Annotated in this window: 28 protein-coding genes and 2 pseudogenes; 18 read left to right on the top strand and 12 right to left on the bottom strand. The window is 67.3% G+C overall.

Annotation, left to right across the window (positions count from 1 at the left end):
- Positions 1–23: 23 nt before the first annotated feature.
- Positions 24–246: pseudogene (locus B1H19_RS40985) on the bottom strand (IS701 family transposase); the annotation flags it as partial.
- Between the two features lie 298 nt (positions 247–544).
- Between B1H19_RS40985 and B1H19_RS38760 the strand changes: the two are divergent.
- Entirely contained in the window at positions 545–940 is a 396-nt protein-coding gene (locus B1H19_RS38760) for an NPCBM/NEW2 domain-containing protein (protein ID WP_159028104.1), read from the top strand.
- A 374-nt stretch (positions 941–1314) separates the two neighbouring features.
- Entirely contained in the window at positions 1315–2295 is a 981-nt protein-coding gene (locus B1H19_RS38765; RefSeq protein WP_159028105.1) for a hypothetical protein, read from the top strand.
- A 216-nt stretch (positions 2296–2511) separates the two neighbouring features.
- Here B1H19_RS38765 and B1H19_RS21100 read toward each other — a convergent pair whose 3' ends face one another.
- Complete coding sequence (locus B1H19_RS21100; protein WP_083109776.1) at positions 2512–2991, bottom strand: NUDIX domain-containing protein; 480 nt, start codon at positions 2989–2991, stop codon at positions 2512–2514.
- Between the two features lie 119 nt (positions 2992–3110).
- Here B1H19_RS21100 and B1H19_RS21105 point away from each other — a divergent pair, with 119 nt between their 5' ends.
- From B1H19_RS21105 to B1H19_RS21120, 4 genes are all read left to right on the top strand, one after another.
- Complete coding sequence (locus B1H19_RS21105) at positions 3111–4313, top strand: helix-turn-helix domain-containing protein (RefSeq protein ID WP_203237353.1); 1203 nt, start codon at positions 3111–3113, stop codon at positions 4311–4313.
- 178 nt (positions 4314–4491) lie between these two features.
- Positions 4492–4878, top strand: coding sequence for an ATP-binding protein (locus B1H19_RS21110; protein WP_083109777.1), 387 nt, complete (start codon positions 4492–4494; stop codon positions 4876–4878).
- A 202-nt stretch (positions 4879–5080) separates the two neighbouring features.
- Complete coding sequence (locus B1H19_RS21115; RefSeq protein ID WP_159028106.1) at positions 5081–5317, top strand: DUF7848 domain-containing protein; 237 nt, start codon at positions 5081–5083, stop codon at positions 5315–5317.
- A 208-nt stretch (positions 5318–5525) separates the two neighbouring features.
- Complete coding sequence (locus tag B1H19_RS21120) at positions 5526–5816, top strand: hypothetical protein (RefSeq protein ID WP_083106248.1); 291 nt, start codon at positions 5526–5528, stop codon at positions 5814–5816.
- A 374-nt stretch (positions 5817–6190) separates the two neighbouring features.
- Here B1H19_RS21120 and B1H19_RS21125 read toward each other — a convergent pair whose 3' ends face one another.
- A complete protein-coding gene (locus B1H19_RS21125) occupies positions 6191–6964 on the bottom strand; it encodes a GntR family transcriptional regulator (protein WP_083106251.1) in 774 nt (257 codons plus the stop codon).
- A gap of 170 nt (positions 6965–7134) precedes the next feature.
- Between B1H19_RS21125 and B1H19_RS21130 the strand changes: the two genes are divergently transcribed.
- The 5 genes from B1H19_RS21130 to B1H19_RS40830 all read left to right on the top strand — a co-directional run bounded on the left by B1H19_RS21130 (position 7135) and on the right by B1H19_RS40830 (position 11310).
- On the top strand, positions 7135–7497 hold the full coding sequence (locus tag B1H19_RS21130) for an SCO3933 family regulatory protein (RefSeq protein ID WP_083106253.1): 363 nt from the start codon (positions 7135–7137) through the stop codon (positions 7495–7497).
- Entirely contained in the window at positions 7497–8798 is a 1302-nt protein-coding gene (locus B1H19_RS21135) for an FtsK/SpoIIIE domain-containing protein (protein ID WP_083106255.1), read from the top strand. The genes B1H19_RS21130 and B1H19_RS21135 overlap by 1 nt, the downstream gene beginning before the upstream one ends.
- Positions 8795–8989, top strand: a complete 195-nt coding sequence (locus tag B1H19_RS21140; RefSeq protein WP_083106258.1) for a hypothetical protein — start codon at positions 8795–8797, stop codon at positions 8987–8989. Before B1H19_RS21135 ends, B1H19_RS21140 begins: the two co-directional genes overlap by 4 nt.
- A 330-nt stretch (positions 8990–9319) precedes the next feature.
- Positions 9320–10672 (top strand): replication initiator, encoded by a 1353-nt coding sequence (locus B1H19_RS21145; protein ID WP_269467066.1) that lies wholly within the window; start codon positions 9320–9322, stop codon positions 10670–10672.
- Between the two features lie 14 nt (positions 10673–10686).
- Positions 10687–11310 carry a recombination directionality factor gene (locus B1H19_RS40830; protein WP_418361517.1) on the top strand — a complete coding sequence of 208 codons (624 nt, stop codon included), beginning with the start codon at positions 10687–10689 and terminating at the stop codon, positions 11308–11310.
- 82 nt (positions 11311–11392) lie between these two features.
- Here the strand turns inward: B1H19_RS40830 and B1H19_RS21150 are convergent, their stop codons facing one another.
- From B1H19_RS21150 to B1H19_RS21165, 4 genes and pseudogenes are all read right to left on the bottom strand, one after another.
- Positions 11393–13189 carry a recombinase family protein gene (locus B1H19_RS21150; protein ID WP_083106263.1) on the bottom strand — a complete coding sequence of 599 codons (1797 nt, stop codon included), beginning with the start codon at positions 13187–13189 and terminating at the stop codon, positions 11393–11395.
- Positions 13190–13230: 41 nt separating this feature from the next.
- A pseudogene (locus tag B1H19_RS21155) lies at positions 13231–13488 on the bottom strand (rRNA methyltransferase); the annotation flags it as partial.
- 38 nt (positions 13489–13526) lie between these two features.
- Positions 13527–14792: an HTTM domain-containing protein gene (locus B1H19_RS21160; protein ID WP_107426418.1), complete on the bottom strand. Its 1266-nt coding sequence runs from the start codon at positions 14790–14792 to the stop codon at positions 13527–13529.
- 152 nt (positions 14793–14944) lie between these two features.
- Entirely contained in the window at positions 14945–15613 is a 669-nt protein-coding gene (locus B1H19_RS21165) for a DUF5819 family protein (protein WP_083106266.1), read from the bottom strand.
- Between the two features lie 200 nt (positions 15614–15813).
- Here B1H19_RS21165 and paaA point away from each other — a divergent pair, with 200 nt between their 5' ends.
- The 6 genes from paaA (at position 15814) to B1H19_RS21195 (ending at position 20643) form a co-directional block, all read left to right on the top strand.
- On the top strand, positions 15814–16764 hold the full coding sequence (gene paaA / locus B1H19_RS21170) for a 1,2-phenylacetyl-CoA epoxidase subunit PaaA (RefSeq protein ID WP_083106269.1): 951 nt from the start codon (positions 15814–15816) through the stop codon (positions 16762–16764).
- Positions 16761–17090, top strand: coding sequence for a 1,2-phenylacetyl-CoA epoxidase subunit PaaB (paaB, locus tag B1H19_RS21175; RefSeq protein WP_083106272.1), 330 nt, complete (start codon positions 16761–16763; stop codon positions 17088–17090). The genes paaA and paaB overlap by 4 nt, the downstream gene beginning before the upstream one ends.
- Complete coding sequence (gene paaC / locus B1H19_RS21180) at positions 17087–17803, top strand: 1,2-phenylacetyl-CoA epoxidase subunit PaaC (protein ID WP_083106275.1); 717 nt, start codon at positions 17087–17089, stop codon at positions 17801–17803. The genes paaB and paaC overlap by 4 nt, the downstream gene beginning before the upstream one ends.
- The gene (gene paaD, locus B1H19_RS21185; RefSeq protein ID WP_083106278.1) at positions 17797–18300 is read left to right on the top strand and encodes a 1,2-phenylacetyl-CoA epoxidase subunit PaaD; all 504 of its coding nucleotides are present in this window, start codon (positions 17797–17799) and stop codon (positions 18298–18300) included. Before paaC ends, paaD begins: the two co-directional genes overlap by 7 nt.
- Positions 18300–19349, top strand: a complete 1050-nt coding sequence (locus B1H19_RS21190) for a 2Fe-2S iron-sulfur cluster-binding protein (protein WP_083106280.1) — start codon at positions 18300–18302, stop codon at positions 19347–19349. The genes paaD and B1H19_RS21190 overlap by 1 nt, the downstream gene beginning before the upstream one ends.
- 160 nt (positions 19350–19509) lie before the next feature.
- Positions 19510–20643, top strand: a complete 1134-nt coding sequence (locus tag B1H19_RS21195; RefSeq protein ID WP_083106283.1) for an acyl-CoA dehydrogenase family protein — start codon at positions 19510–19512, stop codon at positions 20641–20643.
- A gap of 19 nt (positions 20644–20662) precedes the next feature.
- Here B1H19_RS21195 and B1H19_RS21200 read toward each other — a convergent pair whose 3' ends face one another.
- The 4 genes from B1H19_RS21200 to B1H19_RS21215 all read right to left on the bottom strand — a co-directional run bounded on the left by B1H19_RS21200 (position 20663) and on the right by B1H19_RS21215 (position 25233).
- A complete protein-coding gene (locus B1H19_RS21200) occupies positions 20663–21007 on the bottom strand; it encodes a rhodanese-like domain-containing protein (RefSeq protein WP_237289441.1) in 345 nt (114 codons plus the stop codon).
- Positions 21008–21017: 10 nt separating this feature from the next.
- Positions 21018–22001, bottom strand: coding sequence for a J domain-containing protein (locus tag B1H19_RS21205; protein ID WP_107426098.1), 984 nt, complete (start codon positions 21999–22001; stop codon positions 21018–21020).
- A gap of 344 nt (positions 22002–22345) precedes the next feature.
- Positions 22346–23761 (bottom strand): DUF2252 domain-containing protein, encoded by a 1416-nt coding sequence (locus B1H19_RS21210; RefSeq protein WP_083106285.1) that lies wholly within the window; start codon positions 23759–23761, stop codon positions 22346–22348.
- A gap of 179 nt (positions 23762–23940) precedes the next feature.
- Positions 23941–25233 (bottom strand): YhgE/Pip domain-containing protein, encoded by a 1293-nt coding sequence (locus B1H19_RS21215; protein WP_237289442.1) that lies wholly within the window; start codon positions 25231–25233, stop codon positions 23941–23943.
- Between the two features lie 199 nt (positions 25234–25432).
- On the opposite strand from B1H19_RS21215, the gene B1H19_RS21220 reads away from it, so the two are divergent.
- Positions 25433–25867, top strand: coding sequence for a MarR family winged helix-turn-helix transcriptional regulator (locus B1H19_RS21220; protein WP_083106288.1), 435 nt, complete (start codon positions 25433–25435; stop codon positions 25865–25867).
- Between the two features lie 141 nt (positions 25868–26008).
- On the opposite strand, the gene B1H19_RS21225 is transcribed toward B1H19_RS21220, so the two are convergent.
- Positions 26009–26371 (bottom strand): winged helix-turn-helix transcriptional regulator, encoded by a 363-nt coding sequence (locus B1H19_RS21225; protein WP_083106290.1) that lies wholly within the window; start codon positions 26369–26371, stop codon positions 26009–26011.
- Positions 26372–26456 lie beyond the last annotated feature (85 nt).

The raw sequence follows: 26456 nt of genomic DNA on the forward strand, positions 1-26456 counted from the left end.
CCCGGATTGCTCGCCCGCGCGACCTGCGCCGTTTGTCGTCGGTAGTGGCCGTCGCGAACTCGGGCTTGGTGACAGCGTCGCCATTGCGACCAGCGGAGCTGGTGGGGTGCGTCGTGGACGGGCTGGGGCCAGGCAGGTGAACAGGTGCTGGGTCTCATTGCAGGTCAGTGGGATCAGGCTGTCCGGGGTGGGGTGGCGGATGCGTTCATGTGCGGCGGTCACGAGTAGGAAGGCGTGCCCGAGTACGTGCGACACACCATCGAGCTGACTGCACCTCTGATTGCACACTGGAGATACTTCCTGGATGAGCAATGAGAGATCTCGACTGACGATCGCAGCAGAAATTGCTGGTATTGCTGCATGTGTTATCGCGCTCTGTGTACTTTTCGGCTTGAAGGGATGCGGTTCGACGACGAGTAACTCCACGCAGGGTGCCACGTCGATTACCGATTCACCTTCGCCGACTAGGCCAATCGAGACGAACTCAAGCGAAGTGTCACAAGAGCCTAGTCCCCCTTCGGCCCCATCACAGGAGTCGCTATTCTTGGCAGATCTCGATCCAGTCTCGTCGAGCTACAATGTAGACAAGGGATCGGTAGATCTGCATGGTCGCACTTACCCTCAGAGTGTTTCTTTGCGAGTTGACAAAAACTCTATTCCGGCCAACGATGCCGAATATAACATTGGCGGTACCTGGAAGTATTTTGATGCCACTGTGGGGCAGCGGGACGACTCTCCGACAGGCGGGCGACTCGCCTTCCAAGTTTTCCTAGATGGGCGCTCGGTATTCAGTCAAGAGTTGACCGTCGGCCAAACGCGAAAGGTGCATGTCAATGCGGCAGGGGCGTCGCGCCTGAAGATCAAGGTTGAGTTCACCGCAGGTGAGTACTACAACAATTATTCTTACGGGGCATGGGGTGACGCCCGCTTTTCGAAGTAAGCGTTCCGATTCGTTGCATACGCGACCCCCTTTCTCGCTTGCTCAAAGGATCGCCTTGATTGGGTTGACCGACGCCTTGACTCCGTGATGCTGACTGAATGTACAGGGAATCGAGCCTTCCAAGCGACCGCACTGCCGCCAATCGAACGAACGAACCATGGGTCGGCTGGGCGGTTGCATGACTCCTTCGCCGCTACGAATATAAGGCTGAATACGCCTTGCTTTGAGTCATCATCTGTATCACCGGCAACTCGCCAGAGATGAAATTCCTCAAAATGACCTGCGACTACCCGAAGAGGACGCCAGCGCCAACGAGCTAATTTGGTGAAATTCACCCGCTCAGTGGCTAGTGCAAACACCCTTCAGGATATAGCATGAGCGCTTCATCCCAGGAAAGTTGGGGTCAGATGACAGCGCACAATTCAGAAGACAGGGATGGCGGCACTAACAGGGCCAAGGGAGATGGCCCTGTTAGCCACTGGGAGCAGTTCACCTATTCGAGAACGTATTTCACCCTAAAGCTCATCGGTAAATTCATCGGGGCTCTCGGCCTGCTTGCGACGCTTGCAACCTTTGTGATTGTATATAGGCCACACTCCCATGAGACGGATAGCGAAAGGGTGCATAAGCTTAGCCTGGGATCCGATATTCACGCAGTTGAACGAGATCTTGGAGGAGACAATCGACTTACTACCTATCTGGGAGATAGTGGCGCCTACCAGATGGGCCCACAGGGGCCAACTAAGGGCCTTTCGGTTCGAATCTATCGATTGAACAAGATCTTCGTGCAAGTAGGCTACCAGACGAGTTCAGGAGCGGTGGTTGAATGGATCGTCCAGTCTTGCGATCCGAAGGTTCAAATCCAGCTCGACAGGTCAATGTCAAACGGAAGCTCGAATGATAAGGTCACACTCAACAAGACCACGCTTGCAGAGATGACGTCGAGTTCTCTCCCTCAGCGCGCCTTCTATAACACCCCCGTAGACGGGCCCGGCGAACGTCTTGAATTCTCTCCGCCTGATAAATCCACAGAGTATACGAGCGAGATCTGGGGAACGACGGATGGACTGTGTGATAGTCGATGGCTTGGAAAAGGAACTGAGCCGTTGTTGGAATGGGATGGTGGCGATCACCAGCCGATTGACGTAGTGGCTAAGAAGGTTCCGTGGAGCGAGCTTCGGCGCTTCCGTTCGGAAAAGCTACTCAACCTATACGGTCAGGCCAGGCCGGTATACGATATCGGCAAATTCCCGCTGCTGCCGGGGCATGGAACGCCGGTTGAGATCACAGGTAAATATCTCCCCACTCCCACGTGGTGGCCTTCTTGGCCAGGGCCTTCAACCAGCGCGTCGTAGAGATGCACGCCCATTGCAGCGGTCCAAATTGGCTCAGATTCCGCGGAGCAGGTTGGATCGGCCGTGCTTGATTTAGCTCCGTTCGAAAGGGCAGTTCAGGCATGGTTGCGACGCTTGATGGCCAAGATCTGTTCGTGGAAGTCTCGTGTGGCGGTCTCGCGGGGGCCCCGCCTCTTCCTAGGGTCGGGGCGCGCCCGTGGACTGCCTCCAGCAGCATCAGGCGCTTGCTGGGGAATTACCGTGCTCCAGGTACTGAGGGTGAGACTGGGACCGGGCTGTGATCGCTGCCTTCACGCGGCGTGCGAGTCGGGGAATCAGCAGCTCATCGAGGTCGTCTGCAGGGTGGAATTTGGCTGCTAGCAGCTCATCGGGCGGGAGCTTGATCTCGAACAGTTCGTCCGGGGCAAGCTGCCCACCATCGAACACGTACAGGACCTTGTCGCCCTCGGCCTCGCTCGGGGCCCAGTCGACGACCAGCAGCGGCCCGATGCCCGGAGTGATGCCAAGCTCCTCCTCGACCTCCCGACGGCAGGCAGCCATAGGCGATTCCCCGCGCTCGATGTACCCGCCCGGGATCTCCCACTTCGGCTTGTAGGAGGGCTTAACCAAGAGGACTTGGTTCTGGTCGTCGAAGAACAGCGCGCCCGCTGCCATTCGAGGGGTCGCCATGCGCTGTTCCTGCTCGTTCTCGGCCATGTCGCCGACCCTAGCGGCCGGTGCTTGGCGGGCGAGAGATGCCTCGGCCCCTGTCATTCGTTGTGCACATCGTGTGACACTCAGTGCGGCAGAGCGAGGGGAGCGTGGCCGTGCGCGGCATGACTGACCATCTTGAGTTCGGCAAGCGCGTGAGGTTCTACCGCAAGCGCCGGGGCATGCATCAGCGGCAACTCGGTGAGCTGCTGGGGCGGTCCGAGGACTGGGTGTACCGAGTCGAGTCGGGCCGGATCCCGGTGAACAACGTCAAGATGCTGGCGGACCTGGCCGATGCGCTGCGGGTGCATCTTGAGGACCTGCAAGGTACGCCGGTCCTCCTGGAGGACAGCGACGGGTTTGCGGCCAGCGTGCCCGCCATCCGAGCCGCGCTGATGCAGTCCCGGCGGTTGGCCGGCTCGCTGATCGCTGGCAGGGAACCGCTGAGGCTGGAGCTCCTGGAGATGGAGGTCGGGGCCGCGTGGGAGTTGTACCAAGCTGGTGAGTTCGCGGCCCTGGCAGACCGGCTGCCCCGCTTGCTGGCTGACGCGCGGTCTGCGATGAACGAGTGGACGTCGGGAGACGAACGCCGTGACGCGCTCCGGCTGTTCGCACTGGCCTGTCATGTGGCGGCGGCACTGCTGAGGAAGCTGGGCGAGACGAACTTGGCGTGGACGGCCGCAGACCAAGGTGAGATCGCTGCGCTTGAGTCGGAGGACACCGGTGCCATCTTGTCCTTGAGGCGAGGGATCGCTCACGTTCAGCTCGGGGCCAACCTGGCGGCGGAAGCGGTCCAGAGCACATTGGACAGTGCCGACGAGCTGGAGCGCGGATGGTGGCAGTCCTCTCCGGTGGCGCTCTCCTTGTATGGAACGCTGTTCCTCAACGGCTCCATTGCTGCGGCCCGGATGAGGAATCGCGAGCTGACCACGTACATGATTGGCAAGGCGAACGAAGCAGCCGAGCGTCTGGGCACTGATTCCAACGAGATGTGGACTGCCTTCGGTCCGGCGAACGTGGGGATCCATCAGCTCGCGACCGCCCTTGAGTTCGAGGACTACCAGCGAGCCGTCGACATAGCGCCCACGGTGCGGGCCGTAGGGCTTCCCAAGGAGCGGAGGGCCCGGCTGCGTCTGGATGTAGCTCGGGCCTACGGCGAAGCGGGCCGGACCGATGACGCGGTGGATAATCTCAAGCGGGCCTACACGACTGCGCCGGAGCAGATGAGGGCACACGAGTTCGCGCGGGACCTGGCGCGAAGGCTGCACAAGCGCACGCAGCGACGGGATGCGCAGCAACTCGCCGTTGCCCTCGGGGCGATCGGGTAGCGCGACACCCGAAAGAAAAATGGCGGACCCGGAATTTTCTTCCGGGTCCGCTCGCGTTCGGGGACCTACCTTCTCACCGTTCGACGTCCCGTAGGCGTCTGGAAGGCGGTGAACGACGGTGAATCGTAGGGCGACAGTCGCCCGAAAAGGCACAACCCAGGCCGAGAGCCGGCCGGTGGTGAGCCGCTGGGCTCGGCATCCGCGCTGCGTCGCGCTGGCACGTGCTGAGTTGCGCAAGCTGCTGGACGGTTGGGGCCTGGCTGTGATCTCAGATGACGCCCTCTTGGTCTTGTCCGAGCTGCTGACCAATGCCGTGCGCCACGCTCGTGTCTCCCGCGGCCGGGAGATCGAGACGAGGTATTTCCGGGAGCCACAAGGCGTTCGTATCGAGGTGCATGACGCTGCCCAGAACTGGCCGCAGCCGCGTATGCCCGACGTCTACGGCGGCCGGGGCCTGACGGTCGTCAGCGCGCTGGCTGCTCGCTGGGGCACGGAAGTGAGGGACGTCGGCATCGGGAAATCGGTGTGGGCCGTGATCACGGTCCCCAGCGGAGGTGAGGCGTGATGGCGCGGTCGTCGGTGTTGAAGGTGCGCGGTGGTGACGTGGTGTGCGTCGCTGGCCGGTGGCGAGAGGTCAAGGGTGTCCGTTCCGACGTACGTGCGTCGGGGCGTCCTGTGGTGGTGCTGACCTTCAGGGAGGGTCCGTCGCTCCGCTTCGACGCCAGGGAAGAGCTGGCCGTGACTCGTGATGGACGGAGGCGGTGGTGATGGCGATTACCAAGATCTGGCGCTTCGCGGACTGGGTGTTGAAGCTGGAGACGTCCAACAGTCGACCGATGTACGAGATGGAGTGCGTGTCGTGCGACGCCACCTCGGGGGTGGCAGAGGAGCCGACCGGCCCGCAGGACTGGGCGCTCAAGCACGCCGGGCGTACTCAGCACACGCTGTTCCGTGCCCTGCATACCTGCTTCTTCCACGCCGTACCGAAAACCGTGCGGGAGTGAGCACGAGCACCCTGCCCAGCGCCTCGCGGCCGGGCTCGTAGATCTGTGACCGGACCACCCCGCGAACCTTGGCCGGGCGGGGGTGGTCCGGCTAGGAGTCCCAGTTCAGGACCCCGGTGCCGATGCTACCGGGGCCGTCGCCATGCGTTGACCCTGTAGGCCTTGGAGATCGGTCTTCTGCCAGCGAACAGCGAAGGGACTTCAAGCGATGGACAGGTCGGGGGATGCGGAGTTCGAGGGTGCGCAGTTCGACCCTGACGCGGTGCTGTGGGTGCGAGGGGTGGACTACGTGACCGGCTGGCGTGAAGCGACGCAGGCGGTGGGCGAGCTGGGCGACGCACTGACGGCGGCTGGTGTGGGTGAGGCGGGAGTGAAGCTCCGGGCCAGCGCGACTACGGACGGTTCCGGGGTGGTGCGGCTGGAGCTGTCGCCCGCGGCTGCGCGGGAGGTGGCCAAGTTGGCGCGCGTGGCGGCTGCCCGGTGGCGTAAGGCCGGGTGAGCAGTGGGCCTGGCCACCGAGCCCAGTAGCAACCGAGGGAGCGGCAGCGAGTGAGGGCGGTAGCCCGGCGCCCCGCGCGCCACATCAATGCGGGCCTTCCTGCGGGGTCGTCGCGATGCCGGGGTCACGGGCACCCGCTGGCCCGCAGCTGACACACGGCCTCGCTTGTTGGAGGCGCGCCCCGCGTGGTGGCTGCCTACGTACGGCGATTGTCCGCTGGCGGCACTCGATGCGGGCCGGGTAGGCGGGCGGCGGGCGCCCGCCGGGACCGGCCGCCAGGCCGCAGCCCGGCGGGGCGGCCTGGCCGCCCGGCGCGCCGCAGGCGCGCCCTTGAGTAAGTGAAGACAGGTTTCGACAGTCGCCGGACGGCGGGCTCAGACGGCGTGGAGGGCGCGGGGGCTGTCGGCGGCGATGTGGTAGGCGAGTTGGGCGCGGTCGGCGCCGGTGCGCAGTTCTTCGAGGATCAAGGGGCGCCGGTCGGTTCCGAGGGTCACGCGTGAGGCAAGCAGGATCGGGGTCGCGTCGGGGACCCGCAGCGCTTCACGTTCGTCGGGCAGGGGCATACGGGCGCTCACGGTCTCGTCCCACGTGAGCTTGTGCCCGGCCGCGGCGAGAAGGGCGTAGATCTCCTCCAGCTCGGTGTCCGGCGCTTCGCCGAGCTGGCCGGCCTCGTCGGCGGCCGTGGCGAACGGGATAAGCACCCGGTGCAGAGCGCGCGTGTCGGTGTGCGGGTCGGACAGCAGCCGATCAACGGCGAACAGCGCTTCCCCTTCGGCGAGTTTGAGCAACGGGCCTGTGGTCGCCGTGGTCGTGGTCCGGTAGACGGTGGGGTCCTCGATCTGCTGCCAAGCGTGGTGGCCGGTGCGGAAGGTCTTGCCGCTGCGAGTGACGGTCCGCTCGATGTTCACCGCCGGGGCGGGGAGTGCGCGGACGTAGCTGCGCTTGCCGTGGGTGACCTCGATCAGCCCTTCGGCGCGGAGTGCGGCGATGGCCTTGCGCACGGTCGGGCGGCTGACTCCGTACTGCTCGATGAGGTCGGCCTCTGAGGGGAGAGGGGCACCGGGCTTGTACTGGCCTTCGACGATGCCGTTACGGATCTCGGCGGCAATCTGCTGGTACAGCGGGCCGGATCGCTGGATCTCTCCCATGGGGGGTCTCCTCATCACCTGTTGTCAGCTGTCATGACGTTATCTGACGTCACTCGTAAGCATAAGTTCTTGCCCCGGCGGGTCAAGGTGTGCATAGTGGATGGCAACTCGTAAGTACGAGTGACGTCACATGACGTCTCATCTCTGTGTGGCCAAGGAGGCCCAGACTCATGCAGTCCATCCCTGTGGACACCTCTCGGCTCGGCGTACTGCGGTGCGCGGTAGGGCCTGAGCCGAAGATCGCGGGTTTCGAATCCAAGGAGGTCAAGAAGGACCGGGACGGAAACACCGTCTACACCGTTGGCGTAACGGTGCGTCAGGAGGGGCGGCGGGTCTCGGTGATCGAGATCGCCGTTTCCGGCGAACCGAAGGGCGTCGTGGAAGGCACCGAAGTGCGCGTGACCGGCATGGAAGCCTTCGCGTGGGCCATGGGTGACCGGCACGGAATCAGCTTCCGCGCGTCCGCCATCACCCCCGTGCCCACTGCATCTGCTGCGGCTGCCGGTTCGGCCGGTAAGGGCGGTGGCGCCTGATGGGTTCGATCCTGTTCACGGCCTTTCTCGCGCTGCTGATATGGGGGCTGCTCTTCAGCAACGAGCTGCAACGGCGGCAGCCGCAGTGGCACTGGCGCCTCGTCGGCTACCCCCTCACCGCTCTGCGCATCGTGTTGACCTGGCGCCGGGTCGCCTACCTCAACGGCCTGGCGGTCTCCCACAAACCGAACAGGCGCGTTCTGGGGGACCTGGAGGTCAAGGGCGAGCCGCTGCGCACACTCACCCCGCGCATCTCCTTCCCGCGCGCCACACCGTACGGGCTGGAAGTGCGCGTTCGGCTGCATGCGGGGCAGACTCCGGCACCCTTCCTCGCGTCGTCCGACGCCTTCGCACACGCCTGGCGCGTCCATACGGTGCGCGTCGTATCCCCCGAACGCGGCGTCGTGCTGATCACGGCAACTGCCCGTGACCCGCTGAAGCACACGGACCACACTGCGGCGCCGGGGACGGCGGCACTGCTGTCGGCGACCGTCGGCACGCTGGAGAGCGGCCGTTCCTGGGGAATGAACTTCAGGCGTGTGCCGCACTGGCTGATCGTCGGCGCGACGCAATCGGGAAAGTCCACGTTGCTGGCGCGGCTGGTCACCGAGCTTGCTCCGCAACCGGTCGCCCTGGTCGGTATCGACTGCAAGGGCGGCATGGAACTGGGCTTGCTGGAAATGCGGCTTTCGGCTCTGGCCACCTGCCGCAGTGAGGCGGTCACGGTCCTGGTCGCGCTGGTCACCGAAATGCAGGACCGCATGAGGGCCTGCCGCTTCGCGGGGGCGCGCTCGATCTGGGAACTGCCCGAGAAAGGTCGGCCTGTCCCTGTCGTCGTGATCGTCGATGAGCTGGCCGAGCTGTATCTGACCAACGGCAGCAAGGAACAGCGCGCCGAAGCGGAAGAGTGCACGACCTACCTTCTGCGACTGGCCCAGCTCGGGGCGGCCCTCGGCATGCATCTGGTGGTGGCCGGCCAGCGAGTGGGGTCGGACCTTGGGCCGGGTGTCACCGCGCTGCGGGCCCAGCTGAGCGGCCGGATCTGCCACCGGGTCAACGATCCCGGTACCGCCGAGATGGCACTCGGCGACCTCAACAAAGACGCCGTGGCGGTCGCGCAGTCCATCGGTGAGGCGGAACGAGGAGTGGCCGTCACCACCGGCGATATGGGCGGCTGGATGCGCGGTCGCTCCCATCTGACGACACCGGCCGAAGCACGAGCCGCGGCGGCCGAGTTCGCCAGGATGACGCCCCGCCCGAAGTTCCTGGCGGGCACCCCCGGAGGAGGCACGCTCGTATGACCGAGAAGTCAGCCGTGCTGCTGGCCCTGGTCTTCGGGGTCATCACCGTCCTCCTCGTCCGCTCCCGCGACTGCAAGTGGTGGGAAGCGACCCTGATCGGCCTGTTCGGCATGTACGTGGGACAGACGCCCTTGCTCTTCGCCGCGGATGGCCTTGTGCGCTGGTTCATCTCCGTCGTCACCCGCACCTGACAACCAGGGAGACGCCAAGTAATGCCCATGCGCCGCGTCCGCTGCCCCGTCTGCAAAGGGCAGCGCTACTGCAAAACCCCCTCCGGCCACCGGCGGCGCTGCCGCTGCTGCCGGGGCACCGGAACCATCCGCTAACCACCCGCCCGACTGAGTACAAGGAGTGATCGCCATGGACCCATCCCACCCAGCTGCAACCATCCGTGCCGCTTCGGCGGCCCACCCCGGGAGGTCCCCACCATCACCGCCGAGACCACCTCGGCTGACCGGCGCGCCGCACTCGACCGCGCGGCGCGCCTTCGTCAGCTCTCAGAGACCGACCGCGACGTCATCTTGCGGGCCCAAGATCCGCAGTTTTCCCGCTGGCTGGCCCAGGTCACCGCTACCGGTGGTTGCGCCCACCCGATCCATCTCAAGGGTTCGACCACCACCCGCGACGCCGGTACAGGCGAGATCCTGCACCGCTACGACACCGCCCACGAACCTGGCGAGCGGCTGCTCGTCCGGTGCCGCAATCGCCGCGCAAGCGTCTGCGTCCCCTGCTCCCGGCTCCACGCGGGCGACACCTTCCACCTCGTCCGTGCCGGGCTCACCGGCGGCAAGAATGTCCCGGCTGACGTACGGGAACGCCCCCGGCTGTTCGTCACCCTCACCGCCCCCTCGTTCGGGGCCGTACACCGCACCACTACAGACAACGAGCGGTGTCGCCCCCGTCGCAATGCGGGTCGTTGTGAGCACGGTCGCCCGCTCGGCTGTCCGGGCACGCACGACGCCACTGACCCGCTCGCCGGGCAACCGCTGTGCCCCGCCTGCTACGACTACGCGGCACACATCCTCTGGCACGCGTCCGCCGGGCGGCTGTGGAAGGCGTTCACGGACAACCTTTACAACCACCTCGCCGCCCGCACCGGACGCACACGCACGGGCCTGCGCCGCACCGTCCGCATCTCCTACGCCAAAGTCGCCGAGTACCAAAAACGTGCAGCGCTCCACGTGCACGCGGTGGTACGCCTCGATGGCGCGCATGGGCCAAGTGATCCACCGCCGGAGTGGGCGACGGCTGAAGTCCTCGCCGCTGCTGTGCGTAGGGCTGCCGCGGCCGTTCACCTGGGGACTCCGTACAGCCGGGCCCTGGGAGAACACGAACTGCGCTGGGGCTCCCAGATCGACGTCCGGCCGCTCCGCGCCTTCGGCGGGCATGAGGGCCTGGCAGATGACGCCGTAGCCGCGTATGTCGCCAAGTACGTCACCAAGGGGGCGGCCGACACCGCCATCGGACTTGACCACCCGATCACCAGCCCGGACGACATCCCCACGGGCCGGCTCTCGGCTCACGTCCGGACCCTTATCCGCACGTGCTGGCGGTTCGGTGGTCTCCCGGAACTGGAACCGCTCAAGCTGCGGACCTGGGCCCATACCCTCGGCTACCGGGGCCACATCCTGACCAAATCCCGTGTCTACTCGACGACTTACGCAGTCCTGCGTGCCGAGCGTGCCGAGTACCGAGGCGCCATCGCCGCGGCCGACCTGGCTGACGTCCTCGACATGCTCACGGACGCGCACTGGCGTTACGTCGGCTCCGGCCACACACCCGGCGCCGCTCTCATCGCGGCTGGCATCGCGGAAGACCTCGAACGGAACCGAGCACTCGCACACGAGCACCGAACCAGTGAGGTTCCGTGTTGACGCGACATCAGGTGGTGGGTGCCTTTCGCTCGGGCCGCTTGGTGGACAGCCGACCTGAGTCTCTGCCGACATGGCGGGTAACGACGGCCCACCGGCACATTGCAACGGGCGTCGGAATAATCCTCGGCGGCACTACCACAGAGACGAGTGCGGGTGACGGACGCCGAATGGAGATTCTGACGACCACACGTCGCGTTCCGATCATCGTAGAGAGCCCTGACGACGTCGCGTCTGACAAGAAGCAGTGGGGCCACAACGGGATTATTCACCACTGCGACGGCGTTCACTTCCTCTCTCCGGCTGACCGTAGAGGCGAACTATGCGGGTGCCCGAAAGATCCCACCGATCAGCGAATCCAAGCCAAGTCAGGCTTGGGACCACATCCGAGTACCACTGCCTTCTTCCGACTCGCCGATAGACACGAGCTGGGCATCTTCAAGTTTCATTCCACCTCATGGTCATTCGCCGAAACCATTCCGGAAACAAGGAAGGAACTGGCCGGGCTTCACCGGAATGCACTTTGTGCGCTTTCCATAGATACAGTGGAGTTCTCGCCTACGGACGGCGGCATCCGCATGCGATACCGAAAGCCTGACATCAGGGTGTTGGGCCCCTGGAAGGAAAGGATCAATCGCTAAACTCCCCACAACACGGAACGCGCAATAATCCCCGCTTCGGCACTTCGAAGCGGGGATTACTTGTCAGGGAACTAATTCCCCATCACTCATCCTGGGGCTTCGTGGCCCAAGACACATGCACACGCTGATCCGGTTTCGCATGCCTTCCACGACCTACGGCCGGCGAAATTTCCACGCCATCCAGAAACAGGCTCAGAAATGCTCGGCGTTCCATCGTGTCCCACTCTTTCCAGGGGGACCCATCTCCCAAAGGGTCACCCTCGCTGTCTCCGAGCCAGTCACTGAGCGGCAGAGTCGTGGCCCGCTCGGCTTCGCTATCGAGTTCCGTCAATCGAGTCAGGCAGCGAGCTTCCTGTTCCTCAAGTCGCTTGATGCTGTCAAGGAACATCTCCTCGCCGACCTTCCCTCTGTACGCGCCTGCCTGACGGTCCCGGTATACCGTCCGCATCGACTCCCTGGCGTAATCAAGTGCGGATTTGGTGGCTGCACGTTCGCGCTGAAGCCCGGATGTGTCCCTCTGGTGGGCAAAGCGTCGGCCGGCCTCCCGTAGCAAGGCAGTCTCTTCCTCGTCCAGCTCTTCGGGGTCACGACTCAACGCCAGCAGCCTCCCCCATACCCGGCGCGCGACAGCATCATCGGCCGCCCACATTCGGATGTTGAGACCACCATGCGCCTTCGGAGCACCCGCACGCACATAGCACTGATAGACACCGTGCGTACGAGACTGGAACATGCCTTCACCGCACACACCGCAACGCAGAATGCCCCAACCACCCAGCAAGGAGTCGGTACCCCGTTTGTTGCTGTGGGTCATCTTCCGACCGTCGATGACGTCTTGGAGCTTGTACCAGTCTTCCGAACTGATGATTGCCTCATGCCCAGAAATCGGCGCCCCATCCTTACCTCGCATAGGGACACGCTTACCGACACTGCCCTTCTCGCCTGTATTCTTGTTGGGAGCCTTCCGCCCGACAACTTCCATGGCAAAGCCAGCGAGGCGCGGGTCACGCAGAACGCGCAGCACGGAAAGGGCGGTCCATCGCGGCGGAGCCTCCTTCTTCTTCGCGTTCAGAGTCGACTTCTTGACCGCCGTGATGCGCTTCTCTGCCTTCTCCCCCATGTTGGTGAGCTTCGTTGAAATCTTCCGGTCGTTCAGGTCACGCGCGATCCAGTTTGCGGACTTTCCTTTCATCGCTGAAGCGACCATGAATTCAACGTGTTCACGCTCGTCGGGGTTCGGAACGAGCTTCGTGATCTGGAATCCGTTCCGCATGACGCGCGCCGCATCGAAGCCGTACGGGGCAGATCCGGAAACGTGCCCTCCGACCTTCCGGTGTTCTTCCTTCGCGCCCGTGATGAACACGGATTTGTTTGCTGATTCCTGCTGTGCAAGTCCGGCAATGATGGCGAAAATGCCGACTCCCACCGGGGTGGACGTGTCAAGATACGGCTCGTGGACACTGACGAGTGTTACGCCGTGGGCGCGCATCTCCGCTTCAATCCTCATCGCCTCCAGCGCGCCCTGACGGGTCAGACGCGACAGCATGGAGATCACGACCACGTCGTACTTTCCGGCGCGAACGGCCTCCATGAGGGCGTCAAAGCCCGGCCGGTTGGCGGACGGGTCGTAGCCCGACTTCCCGATGTCCTCGAAGTGATCGGTCTCCGGGTCGTGGGAGTACCCCCGCGCGATGCACAGGGCGTGGGTCGAGTGGCGCTGCGCCTGGGGTGAGCCTTGCGAGTCGGCTTCCTTCTTCTGGCTCTGCCGTCCGTACGTGGCTGCGCGAGGTACGTCCTCCGCCGACTGCGCTCCGGCAAGAGCGTGCGAGTACGGCAACTGGCCTGCGGCGTCGGCCCCTTCGGGCTCCGTTGTCTTCATGACAACGAAGCTAGAGGCTCAACACCCCTTCCGTATACGGGATTGAAGTCGTGGCCCCAGTTCTCGACGGCGACATGGAAGTCGTGGCGACGGGTGTCGAGGTCGGCGACGATCGCCTCGCGCGTCCAGTAGCGGTAGTGGTCGACGACGTTGCGGCGGTCACCGTGCGCGAGCAGCTCGGGGTCGTAGCGGCTGTCGTCGGGCCAGGGCTGCGGGTGCGGGCCGACGCCGACTTTGGGGCCGTAGCCCTCGTCGTACTGGAGGGGTTCGGCGCCCGGGGCGGTGGTCTGGCCGTCCAGGGCGGTGGTCTCGGCGCCCGGGGCGGTTTTCTCGCTGCTCACCCCACGAGGGTATGGCCACCGGCATCGTCGGCGGCACGGGCCTCCGGCTCGCCGCCACCGGGCCGGGGCGCGCCGGCGCGCGGGAACAGCCGGTCGCGCACCGCCGCCGCCCTGCCGGAGAGCCAGGTCAGGAAGTTCGTCGGCAGGAAGACCGCGTCCGCCGTGATCATCGCCAGGGAGAAGAACGGCAGCCCGAGCAGCACCGCGATGGAAAGGTGCTCGCAGATCATCGCGACCAGCAGGACGTTCTTGAGCCGGCGGTTGGCGAGGGTGAACGGGAAGGCCACCTGGACGATGACCGTCCCGTAGGTGAGCAGCATGACCATCAGGCCACTGCTGCCGAGCGCCTGGGACAGGGCGGGCCAGGGGGAGAAGTAGTCCAGATGCATCGGGTAGTAGACCGCGGTGCCGTCCTGCCAGCGTGAGCCCTGGATCTTGTACCAGCCGGCGGTGGCGTAGATCAGGCAGACCTCGACCATGATCACCAGCAGTGCGCCGTTGTGGGCGAGCTTGGCGAGGGTGTCCAGAACGATGCGCGGCTCCCCCGGGGCGTAGCGGCGCACCGCCCACCACAGGCCGTGCACGGCCCACAGGCCCCACAGCGCCAGGCTCCAGCCGATGTGCGGAAAGGGGCCGTTGCCGAACCAGGTCAGGCCGTAGCTGCCGCGCAGCTGGGCCACGGCCAGGGCGAGGCCGAGGACGGCCCACAGGAGGACGCCGGGCAGGTCACGGCCCTCCTCGGTGCCGTCGGCCGCGGCCCGCCGGGCGCGCCGCGCGTCCAGGGACCACACCTGCCCGCACCGGGTCAGCACGAGATACATCGACATCAGGTGGACGACGTTGTCGCCGCCGTCGCCCAGGAAGATGCTGCGGTTCTGCAGCGAGAGCACGCCAATCATGAAGAGCACCGACATGGTGCGGGTGCGCCAGCCCAGCATCAGCAGGGCGCTGGCCACGATGCCCAGGACGTAGACGCACTCGAACCAGCCGCCGCTGCCGGACCAGGGCAGTACGGAGAAGGCGTGGTTGCCGTTGAGCAACTGGCGCGCCATGTCCAGGCTGAAGGGGCTGTCGGGCCCGTAGAGGGCATGGCGGTTGGGCCATTCCCGCAGCAGGAACAGCAGCCAGGTCGCGGCGAATCCGATCCGTATCACGGCGGTCTGGTACGGGGCCATCGCCCGGCCGGTGACCTGCGCAAAGCCGCGGCCGATGGCGCGCTCGATACGGGTTTCCCCGAAGGGCGGCTCGGGCAGCTGGGGCAGGTGGGTCTTCGGGGCCGTCGAGGTCTCCGGGTCCGTACGAGTCTCTCGGTCCGTACGGGTCTCCGGGTCCGCCCCGGTCCCGGTGGACGACTGCGGCTGCGCCCGCGTCGGTGAGGTCACCGAATCTTCCGCGTTCACCGGCTCTTCGGAGGTCACTGGTTCTTCGCCCCCTTGGGCAGGTCGTCTGCCGTGACCTGCCACCAGGGCAGTACGCGGTACATGGGCTTGTCGCTGATCTTCTCCGTGCTCCACTGCGGCGGGGCGACCGCGGTGGTCACCGACCTCAGCTGCACCTGCTCGACCCGGCCGCTTCGGGCCCATTCGGCGCCCAGGCGGTACAGCACTATGCGCCGGATGTAGCGCTCGGAGAGCTCGCCGCGCATGCCGATGGGGCCGTTCTGGGCGGTGTGCGAGCTGAGGTAGAACTCCCAGCCGCGGCGCAGCATGTTCTGCTGGGTGTGGCTGGGCAGCGGGTTGTGGTGGATGGCGCGCCCGTCGAGGGCGGTCAGATCGCTCCATCCGGTGGTCTGCACGGCGCCGTCCGCGCCGCGCACCTGGGCGCGGGTCTGGACGTCGATGTTCTGCTGGAGAGGATTGGGCGCGAACAGCTTCCAGTTCTGCTCGTACTCGGGATAGACGTAGTCGCTGATCAGCGTGCCCTGCTGCTTGCTGAGCGTGTTCTGCGGTGCGACGTGCAGGAACATCATGGCCAGATGGATCGCGACGATCACGGCGCCGGCACAGGCAGCCACGCCTATGACGATCCGCGAGGGCAGCGAGAGCGCGGCCAGTGGCCGCGTTTCGTCCCCGTATGACTGCATTCCCGCCCCGTTCCCACGATCCCGTCGGCTGACACCCGGGCCGGCACCCGGCCGGCCCGTGATGGACCCCGCCACGGAACGGTACCTACGCGGCGGCACCCGGCACACCCGACCCTGATTTTTCTCAGGGTTGACACCCGCGGGCCGCCCACTCACCATTGAACCGAACGATCGGTCGGTCGGGAGCGAGGGGGCACCACATGACGACGATCGCGCCAGAAGAATCGGCACTCGAAGCCGTCTTCGACGCCACCGTGGCCGCGGACGAGCGCATCGAACCGCGCGACTGGATGCCGGACGCCTACCGCTCCACCCTCATCCGCCAAATAGCGCAACATGCCCACTCCGAAATCATCGGCATGCAGCCCGAGGCCAACTGGATCACCCGCGCGCCGTCCCTGCGCCGCAAGGCGATCCTCATGGCCAAGGTCCAGGACGAGGCCGGCCACGGCCTCTACCTCTACAGCGCCGCCGAAACCCTCGGCACCAGCCGCGACGAACTCCTCGACAAGCTGCACACCGGCCGGCAGAAGTACTCCTCGATCTTCAACTACCCCACCCTGACCTGGGCCGACGTCGGCGCCATCGGCTGGCTGGTGGACGGCGCCGCGATCACCAACCAAGTCCCGCTGTGCCGCTGCTCCTACGGGCCCTACGCCCGCGCCATGGTCCGCATCTGCAAGGAGGAGTCCTTCCACCAGCGCCAGGGTTACGAACTCCTGCTCGCCCTCAGCCGCGGCACCGAAGCCCAGCACGCCATGGCACAGGACGCGGTCGACCGCTGGTGGTGGCCCTCACTGATGATGTTCGGCCCGCCGGACGACGAATCGGCACACTCCGCACAGTCCATGGCCTGGAAGATCAAACGCCACTCCAACGACGAACTGCGCCAGCGCTTCGTCGACATCTGCGTCCCCCAGGCCGAGGCCCTCGGGCTGACCCTCCCCGACCCGGACCTGAGCTGGAACGAGGAACGCGGCCACCACGACTTCGGGCCGATCGACTGGACCGAGTTCTGGGAAGTCCTCAAGGGCAACGGCCCCTGCAACGCACAGCGGATCACCCGCCGACGGCGGGCCCATGAGGACGGCGCCTGGGTGCGCGAGGCAGCCGCCGCACATGCCGCCAAGCACGGGAAGGCCGACCAATGACGACACCGCGCCCCGCCGACACCCCCGCGGCCCCGGCGGCCCGCCCCGCCGAATGGCCCCTGTGGGAGGTCTTCGTCCGCAGCCGCCGCGGCCTGGCCCACACCCACGCCGGCAGCCTGCACGCCCCGGACGCCGCCATGGCCCTGCGCAACGCCCGGGACCTCTACACCCGCCGCTCGGAGGGCGTCTCCATCTGGGTGGTCCCCTCCGCTCAGGTCACCGCCTCCTCGCCGGACGAGAAGGACTCCTTCTTCGAACCGGCCGGCGACAAGCCCTACCGCCACCCGACCTTCTACGAGATCCCGGACGGGGTGCATCACCTTTGACGAACCTCACCCGCACCCCGGCCCTGGCCCTCGGGGACGACGCGCTGATCCTCTCCCACCGCCTGGGCGAATGGGCAGGCCACGCCCCCGTCCTGGAGGAAGAGGTCGCGCTGGCCAATATCGCCCTGGACCTGCTCGGCCAGGCCCGCATCCTCCTCTCCCTGGCAGGCGACGAGGACGAACTGGCCTACCTGCGCGAGGAACGGCAGTTCTGCAACGTCCAGCTCGTCGAGCAGCCCAACGGCGACTTCGCCCACACCATCGCCCGACAGCTCTACTTCTCCCTCTACCAGCAGTTGCTCTTCGACCACCTCGCCACGGGCGGAAGCGAACTGGCCCCCCTGGCGGCGAAGGCCGTCAAGGAGACCGCCTACCACCGCGACCACGCCGAACAGTGGACCCTGCGCCTGGGCGACGGCACCGACGAGAGCCACACCCGCATGCAGCGCGGCCTGGATGCCCTGTGGCGCTTCACCGGCGAGCTCTTCGAACCGGTCGACGCACTCGACGCCCCCTGGCAGGCACTGCGGGACGAATGGACGGCCCGCCTCACCGCCGTCCTGGAACGGGCCACCCTTACCGTGCCGCAGGGACCGCAGCACGGCGCCTGGGCCGCGGGCGCCGGCCGACAGGGCCTGCACACTGAACCGTTCGGACGGATGCTCGCCGAGATGCAGCATCTGCACCGCAGCCACCCGGGGGCGACATGGTGACCACCGCACCCACCCCCCTCGAAGAGAAGCTGCTCGCGCTGGCCGGCTCCGTCCCCGACCCCGAGCTGCCGGTCCTCACCCTCGCCGAGCTCGGCGTCCTGCGCGGCGTACGGCTGGCCTCCCCCGACCGCGTCGAGGTACAGCTGACCCCCACCTACACCGGCTGCCCCGCCATCGAGGCGATGTCCGCCGACATAGAGCGGGTCCTGCACGACAACGGCGTGGCACAGGTCGAGGTCCGTACGGTCCTCAGCCCCCCGTGGACCACCGACGCCATCACCCCCGAAGGCCGCCGCAAACTCGCCGCCTTCGGCATCGCCCCGCCGCGCCCCACCGGACCGGCCGGCGGACCGGTCCCCGTTGACCTGGCCATCCGCTGCCCGCACTGCGGATCCACCGACACCACCCTGCTCAGCCGCTTCTCCTCCACCGCATGCAAGGCCCTGCGCCGCTGCGAGTCCTGCCGCGAACCCTTCGACCACTTCAAGGAGTTGTGATGTTCCACCCGCTCCGGGTCCAGGAGGTCGAGCGGCTCACGGACGACGCGGTGGCCGTCACCCTCTCCGTCCCGCCCGAGCTGCGCGAGACCTTCCGGCACACCCCCGGACAGCACATCGCACTGCGCAGAACGGTCGACGGCCAGGAAATCCGCCGGACGTACTCCATCTGCACCCCGGCCACCGACGATCCCGTCCTGCGCGTGGGTATCCGCCTGGTCGAGGACGGCGCCTATTCGACGTATGCGCTCAAGGAACTGGCCGTCGGCGACACAGTGGAGGTGATGGCTCCGGCCGGCCGGTTCACCCTCGCCCCGCGCCCCGGCCATTTCGTCGGCATCGTCGGCGGCAGCGGCATCACCCCCGTGCTCTCCATCGCCACCACCCTGCTCGCCCGGCAGCCCGACGCCCGCTTCTGCCTGATCCGCAGCGACCGCACGGCGGCCTCGACGATGTTCCTGGAGGAGGTGGCCGACCTCAAGGACCGCTATCCGCAGCGCTTCCAGCTGATCCAGACCCTCTCCCGCGAGGAACAGCAGGCCGGACTGCCCTCCGGACGGCTCGACGAAGCACGCCTGCATGCACTGCTGCCCGCGCTACTGACCGTCGATTCTGTCGACGGCTGGTTCCTGTGCGGCCCCTACGGCCTGGTCCAGAGCGCCGAGCGGGCACTGCGCTCCCTGAACGTCCCGCGCAACCGCATACACGAAGAAATCTTCCACATCGACAACGGCACCACCGCCCCCTCGGCTCCCACCACCGCCACCCCCGCGCACAGCACCGTGACCGCCACCCTCGACGGACGCTCCGGCACCTGGCCCGTCCACGACGGCGAATCGCTGCTGGAGGCGGTGCTGCGCAACCGTGCGGATGCGCCGTACGCCTGCAAGGGCGGGGTGTGCGGCACCTGCCGTGCCTTCCTGGTGTCCGGCGAGATACGGATGGACCGCAACTTCGCCCTGGAGGCGGAGGAGGTCGACGCCGGATATGTGCTGGCCTGCCAGTCCCATCCGGCCACGGAGAAGGTCGAGTTGGACTTCGATCGCTGATGGGCCGGGGGAGGGGCTTCCGTACGTAGGGAACTGCTGCATCAGAGGGAAGGGCCCATCGCAGCGGGACTTTCCTCCTGCCTCCACCGTTCCCAATTACTGCAACTTGTTCTACCTTGACGCTCCGTCAGGTCAACGCGCCGCGTGGGAGGACAGAGCAGTGGACTTCACCTTCACCGAGGAGCAGCAAGCCGCCCTCGAAGCGGCCCGGGCCGTCTTCTCGGGCGTCGTACCCGACGGCGTACCCAGCCCGGCGCTCACCCCTGGCGCCGTGGCCGACGACTTCGACCGCGCACTGTGGCGCAAGCTCGCCGACGCCGACCTGCTGAGCCTGCCCATCGCCCCTGAACACGGCGGCGCGGGCCTCGGCCCGATCGCGCTCTGCCTGGTCCTCCGCGAATCGGCCAAGGTGCTCGCCCGCGTACCCCTGCTGGAAACCAGCGCCGCCGCACACACCCTCCAGACGTATGCGCCGGCCGAACTCCGCGCCGACGTCCTGCCCCGGATCGCCACCGGCGATCTCGTCGTGACCGTCGCCGTCGGCGGCCGCACCGGCCATGATCCCGCCGAACTCGCCGTCACCGCCCGCCCGGACGGTACCGACTGGATCCTCGACGGCACCCAGACCACCGCACCCTGGGCCCAAACCGCCGACCGGATCCTGCTCCCCGCCCACACCCCCGACGGCCGACCCGTCCTCGCCCTCGTCCCCCGCACCCACGCCGGCCTCGCACTCGACGACCAGATATCCACCAGCGGCGAGCGCTACGCCGAGGTCCGGCTGGATTCCGTACGCATCGCCGACCGGGCAATGCTCACCGACCCGAACGCCTGGGAGACGCTGCGCAACGTCATGACCACCGGCACCTGTGCGCTCGCGCTGGGCCTGGGCGAACAAGTCCTCGCGATGACCAGCGACTACACCGGCAAACGCGAACAGTTCGGCCACCCCGTGGCCACTTTCCAAGCCGTCGCCGTCCAAGCCGCCGACCGCTTCATCGACCTGCGCGCCATGGAAGCCACCCTGTGGCAGGCCGCCTGGCGTCTGAGCACCGGCGCGTCCGGCGCACTACCGCCGGCAGGCGATGTCGCGGTCGCCAAGATCTGGGCATCCGACGGCGTACGACGCGTCGTCCAGACCGCCCAGCACCTGCACGGCGGCTTCGGCGCCGACACCGACTACCCCCTGCACCGCTACCACGCCTGGGCCAAGCAGCTCGAACTCTCGCTGGGGCCGGCGGCCGCGCACGAGGAGATGCTGGGTGATCTTCTCGCTGCGCATGTACGGGGATGAAGGGGTGTGACCGACTGGCTCAGATGACGGTGCCGACGCCGCCCTTGCCGTCCGACACGGGACGGCCGGCGGCCTCCCATGCCTGCATACCGCCGTCGACGTTCACCGCATCGATGCCCTGCTGGATCAGATACTGCGCCACCTGGGCCGACCGCCCGCCGACCCGGCACAGCACATAGACCTTGCCGTCCTCGGGCACCGCCTCGGTCAGCTCCCCGTAACGGGCGACGAACTCGCTCATCGGGATGTGCAGCGCGCCCTGGGCGTGCCCGGCCTCCCACTCGTCGTCCTCGCGTACGTCGAGGAGGAAGTCCTCGGACGTCAGAGCATCGACACCGACCGTGGGCAGAGAACCAAATCGCATGCTCTCGACGCTACCCGACCAGCTGCGCGAGATAGTTCTCGCGTCCCGCGACATCGGCGAGCAGCTTCTCGGCGATCTCGTCCAGCAGGGCATCCGGGTCCTGCGGCGCCATCTTGATCATGGCCCCGATCGCGCTCTCCTCCAGCTCCGCCGCGACGGCGGCCAGCATCTCCTTGCGCTCGGCCAGCCACTCCAGCCGGGCGTAGAGCTCCTCGCTCTCGCTCAGCCGCTCCACGGCCGGCGCCGGACCGGCCTCCCACTCCCGCATCAGCTCCCGCAGCGCCGCCTCGTCACCCCGCCCGTAGGCCATATTGACCCGCGCGATGAACGCATCCCGCCGACTGCGCTCCGCGTCGTCCCGCGCCAGATCCGGGTGGGCCTTGCGCACCAGGTCGCGGTAGACCTTGCGGGTCTCCTCGCTCGGCCGCACCTTCTGCGGCGGCTGGACCGACTGCTCGGCGAGCATGGCCTGCGACTCGGGGAACAGCCCTTCCGACCCCATCCACCCGTGGAACAGCTCTTCCACATTGGGCATCGGCAGCACCGAGGCTCGCGCCTCCCGGGCCTTACGGATGTCCTCGGGGTCACCCGTACGTGCCGCCACGGCCTCGGCAATCTGCGCGTCCAGCTCGTCGAGCCGCGCATACATGGGACCGAGCCGCTGGTGATGCAGCCGGGAGAAGTTCTCCACCTCCACCCGGAACGTCTCCACCGCGATCTCGAACTCGATCAACGCCTGCTCCGCCGCCCCCACGGCCTTCGCCAACCGCTGGGTCGCCTCGTCCTGGGCCGCGCGGCCGCCCTCATCGCCGTCGGGGGCGTCGGACGGCGGCGAGGCGGCTGAGCCATCCGGTGCGTACGGGTCGGCCGGGGCGGCGGGGGCACTGGGTGCGCTGGGCGTGGGTGCGCTTGGCGTGCCTGCCGTGCCCGATGCGTCCGCTGCGTCCGGTCGGTCCTGGCCGTCCTGCGCGTTCTCCGCGTGCGAGTTCGTCACTCGGTCAGCGTACGGCCCATGCACGGGGACGGTCGCGGGCGGCGGGGTGGGTTGAGGTGGGGTGCGGTGGGATGGGGCCGGGGTGGGGTGCGGGCGGGGCAGGATGAGGGCGGGTCGGCAGCTGCCTTCATCCGGCACCCCCGGGGCCCCTCCCCTCCCCCCTCCACCCCCCACGCCCGCCCCCACACCCACCCACGCCCCACACCCCAGCCCCGCGCCCCCTTACCCCGCCGACCACGCCCGCGCGTCCTCGCGGGGGCCGGGCGGCGCAGGCCGGGGTGGCTGCGCCGCCGCAGGCCGACGTCAAGCCCGCAGCAGACCCCGCTCGTGCAGTCCTGCCCCGCTCACACCCCCATCTCGGCCGCTATTCGGCCGCTCTTCACCGCCGCCACCAGGTCCGCGTGATCCGCCTCCGTGCGGTCCGCATACGCCACCGCGAACGCCGCGAACGCCTCGTCCAGCTCCCCCCTCTTACCGCAGTACCCGGCCACGAGCCGCGGGTCCGCGCTGTGCGCATGCGCCCGCGCCAGCAGGGCGCCGGTCATCCGTGCGTAGTCATCCATCTGCTCTCCGGTCAGCTGCGCCGGATCCACACTGCCCTTGCGATTCCTGAACTGCCGGACCTGGAACGGCAGCCCCTCCCGGGCCTCGCTCCCCGCCAGTCCGTGCACCGTCGTCCAGCCCAACAACACGTCGCTCACGACCTGCATCTGCCGCTGGCCGAGCACCACCCGGCGGCCCTCGTGCGCCACCGACGGCACCGCGAAACCGGCCTTCTCCACGAACGGCGCCAGCACCGAACCGCGCGCCTCCTTCACCTGGAGGACCAGCGGCTCACCCCGGTGATCAAGCAGCAGCACGACATACGAACGCGTCCCGACACTGCCTGTCCCGACCACCCGGAAGGCCACATCGTGCACGGCGTACCTGGCCAGCAGCGGCAGCCGGTCCTCGGGCAGCGTCTCCAGATAGCCGGCGAGCGAGGAGGCCACCGCCGCCGCTTCCGCATCGGGTATTCGCCGCAGCACCGGCGGCGCGTCCACGAACCGGCGTCCTCCGTCGAGCCCCTGCTCGGTGGCCCTGGCCGCAAACCGTGCGCTGGTGTTCTTACGGGCCTTGGCGGACACCCGCTCCAACGTCCCCAGCAGATCCCGGGCGTCTGTGTGCGAAACCAGCTCCTCGTCCGCGATCGCGTTCCACGCCTCGGTCACCGGCAGCTTCGCCAACAACCGCATCGTGCGCCGATACGCGCCGGCCGCATCGAGCGCCGCGTTCCGACATTCGTCCTCGCCAACTCCCGCCTCCCGTCCCGCCAACACCAGCGACACCGCGAGTCGCTTCACGTCCCACTCCCACGGCCCGTACAAGGTCTCGTCGAAGTCGTTGAGGTCGATGACGAGGCCGCCGCGGGCGTCCGCGTAGAGGCCGAAGTTGGCGGCGTGCGCGTCCCCGCAGATCTGTGCGCCTATGCCGGTGACGGGTGTGGCCATGAGGTCGTATGCCATCAGCCCCGCGGAGCCACGGAGGAAGGCGAAGGGACTGGCGGCCATCCGTCCGACCCGTATCGGCGTCAGTTCCGGCAACCGGCCCGCGTTGGACTCCTCGACGGCCGCCACCGCATCAGGCCGCCCGGCCGCGATCGACAGCGCAGCCTGCTCGGCGCGGGGCAGCCGCTCCCGCAACGCCCGGCCCGCGGCCTTGGGCGACGCCCCCCGCGCAGCAGCCTTCGCAAACCCCGGTACGTACGGCACACGCGACATCGCGCGCCACCTCCCCCTCCACGACCTGCTCCAGTCCGGCCTGACCGACCGGTTCTTTCTCGTTCGGCCATGACGGTACCCACACCACCCGCGGTCCGGCAGGCCCTGTGGATAACTCTCAGTGAGGGGAGGCGAGATGAGAACGGAGGCACTGGATGCGGGTGTGGCGTCGGTGCGCCCTAAACCCCCACCGCCTCCTCCATCTCCTCCTCCAACTCCTCCACCCCGCGCTCCGGGACCGTCGCCGCCACCGCGGCCGCCGCCACCGCCGCCGCATTGGCGGCCGCCGTCGCCTCGGCCGTGCGCCGCTTCCGTTCCGCCAGGCCCGCCACACCGACCACCAGCGCACCAACCACCAGCCATACGGCCAGCGTCCAGACATGTCCGGCCAGGCCGTAACCGTCGAAGTAGACATGGCTACGGGTGCCCTCGACGAAGCCCGCGCCGTTCCAGAACGAGTGCAGGGCGGCAAAGAAGCCGTTCTGCATCTCGGGGCGGAAAATCCCGCCGGAGGACGTGAAGTTGAGCATCACGAACAGCGCCATCACCCCGAGCGTGGTCCAGCGCTTGAGGAACGTGTGCAGACCGGTGCCCACCAGCAGAATGCCCGCGGAGTAGAGCCAGGCCATACCCCATACCCCCCACAGCCCGTGATCGACGAGGTGGAAGACGGGCCCCGCGAACGCCGCCCCGATGGCACTGACCACGAACGACGTACCGACGGCCAGCGCCGCCCGCAGCCGCAGCGGCAGTACGGCCCCGGCGCCGCCGATCACCGCGACCGAGGCGTACGAGCCGATGCTGATCGCGACCAGCAGAAAGAAGATGCCCTGCCCCGTCGGGTCGTCGTCGGCGGTCGGCGCCACGTCCGTGACCTTGAGCGGAAAGCCGTGCTGCGCCGCGATCGGGGTGAAGATCTTCTGCACCACGGACGCGCTGGTGTCGGAACCCGCAGTCGCCACCAGCAACTCGGGCCCCGACGCCCGCACACCGCCGGCCCGGCCACCCGACGTGCCACCAGGCACGCCACCGGACGCGCCGCCGCCTGTCGCACCTCCGGCATCCCCCGTCGCCTTGATCACATACGCGCCGAAGATGTCCTGATGTCTGAGCTGCTCCACCGCGGCGGACCGGTCGCCGACCGTCCGTACCTCCAGATCGCCGCCCGCCTTGTCATTGATCGACTGCGCCAGCAGCTGCGCGCTCTGGCCCGATCCGACGATCGCGACGGGCAGATGATGCGGCGCGGGATCGGCGAACGCGCCCAGATACGCCAGACCCATGCCGACGCACATCAGCAGCGGGGTGATCAGGTGTGTCAGGACATGCCGCAGCCCGGCGGAACGGCCGGACCGATGGGCACCGTGCCGCTCCGTACGGGCCGTACCGGCTGTAGTGGTCGTGGTCGCCGTACGGAGATCGGCGCCACCAGGATCGCTTCGGCGGTGGTCGGGACGGGGGACCGGACTCATGGTGCAGACCTTCTCAGCTGGTCAGTTGGGGTGATCGGCTCGTTGGTTCGTTGGCTCGTCGGTCGGTCGGGGCGGCCACCCGAACGGCGCGCATCGCAGAGCGTGCTCCCAGGGGCGCCGTACGCGACCCACACGAGTTGCTAAATACAACCATCGATTCACGTTGTACTATACAACTACTTCGACGAAAGGCAACCCCGTGCCCCACCGCGACACCTCCATCGAGACGATCCAGCAGGAGATGACCGCATTCGCCAGACGGGCCCGCGCGACCGCCGCGCGGATGCACCCCGAACTGTCGCTGGTCTCCTACACCCTGCTCGCGCACCTCGATGACCAGCACGGATGCCGCGCCACGGACCTTGCCGCGCACTACCTCCTGGACAAGTCCACGGTCAGCCGACAGATCGCCGCACTGGAGAAGCTCGGCTTCGTGGAGCGCCGCGTGGACCCGGAGGATCAACGCGTCCAGGTGCTGCACCCCACGAAGAAGGGCGCCGAGGTACTCGCCCACGTCACCGCGAGCCGCCGCCAGGCATTCCACGAGCGACTGGCCGACTGGGACGAGGGCGACCTCGACCGCTTCGCCACGTATCTACGGCGCTACAACGCCGCCCAGGACCGCCTCGACTGAACAGCGGAACCCGAGCGTACGGAAGACCGAAGAGCGGGAGAAAAGCAGACGGCACCAGTCGGCCAACCGGCCAACCCGCCGCGAACCCACCGCCAACCGACCGGCGAACGCCCCCGCGCCAGCCCAGCCCAGCCCCGACCGCTACTTCCGAAACCGCTCCGGACACTGCCCGCCATCGGCGAGATACGTCTCCGCCCACCGCGACAGCTCCTTGAGGGCGGGCTCGATCCCCCGCCCGGCCTCCGTCAGACGGTAGGACACGCGCAGCGGCGGGCCCTCGTCGACCTCGCGTACAACCAGGCCGGCGGCCGCCAGTTCCATGAGGCGGTCGGAGAGCATGCGCTCGCTGATCCCGGGGATCGCGCGCCGCAGATCGGCGAAATGGACCGGCCCGGGCATCAGAGTGGCGACGATCAGCCCCGTCCAGCGCTTCCCGAACAGCTCGAAGACGCGCGTCATGCCGACGTCGACCTGCCTGCACATCGTCTCGCTGTGGTCCGCCATGCACCCAGGGTACCTTCCTCCCGTTGGCTACTGCAGAAAAGTAAGCTCCTGTGCTATGAATAGTGACGTACGGAATTCAACGACC

This window comes from Streptomyces gilvosporeus (genome assembly GCF_002082195.1).
Taxonomy (GTDB): Bacteria; Actinomycetota; Actinomycetes; order Streptomycetales; family Streptomycetaceae; genus Streptomyces; species Streptomyces gilvosporeus.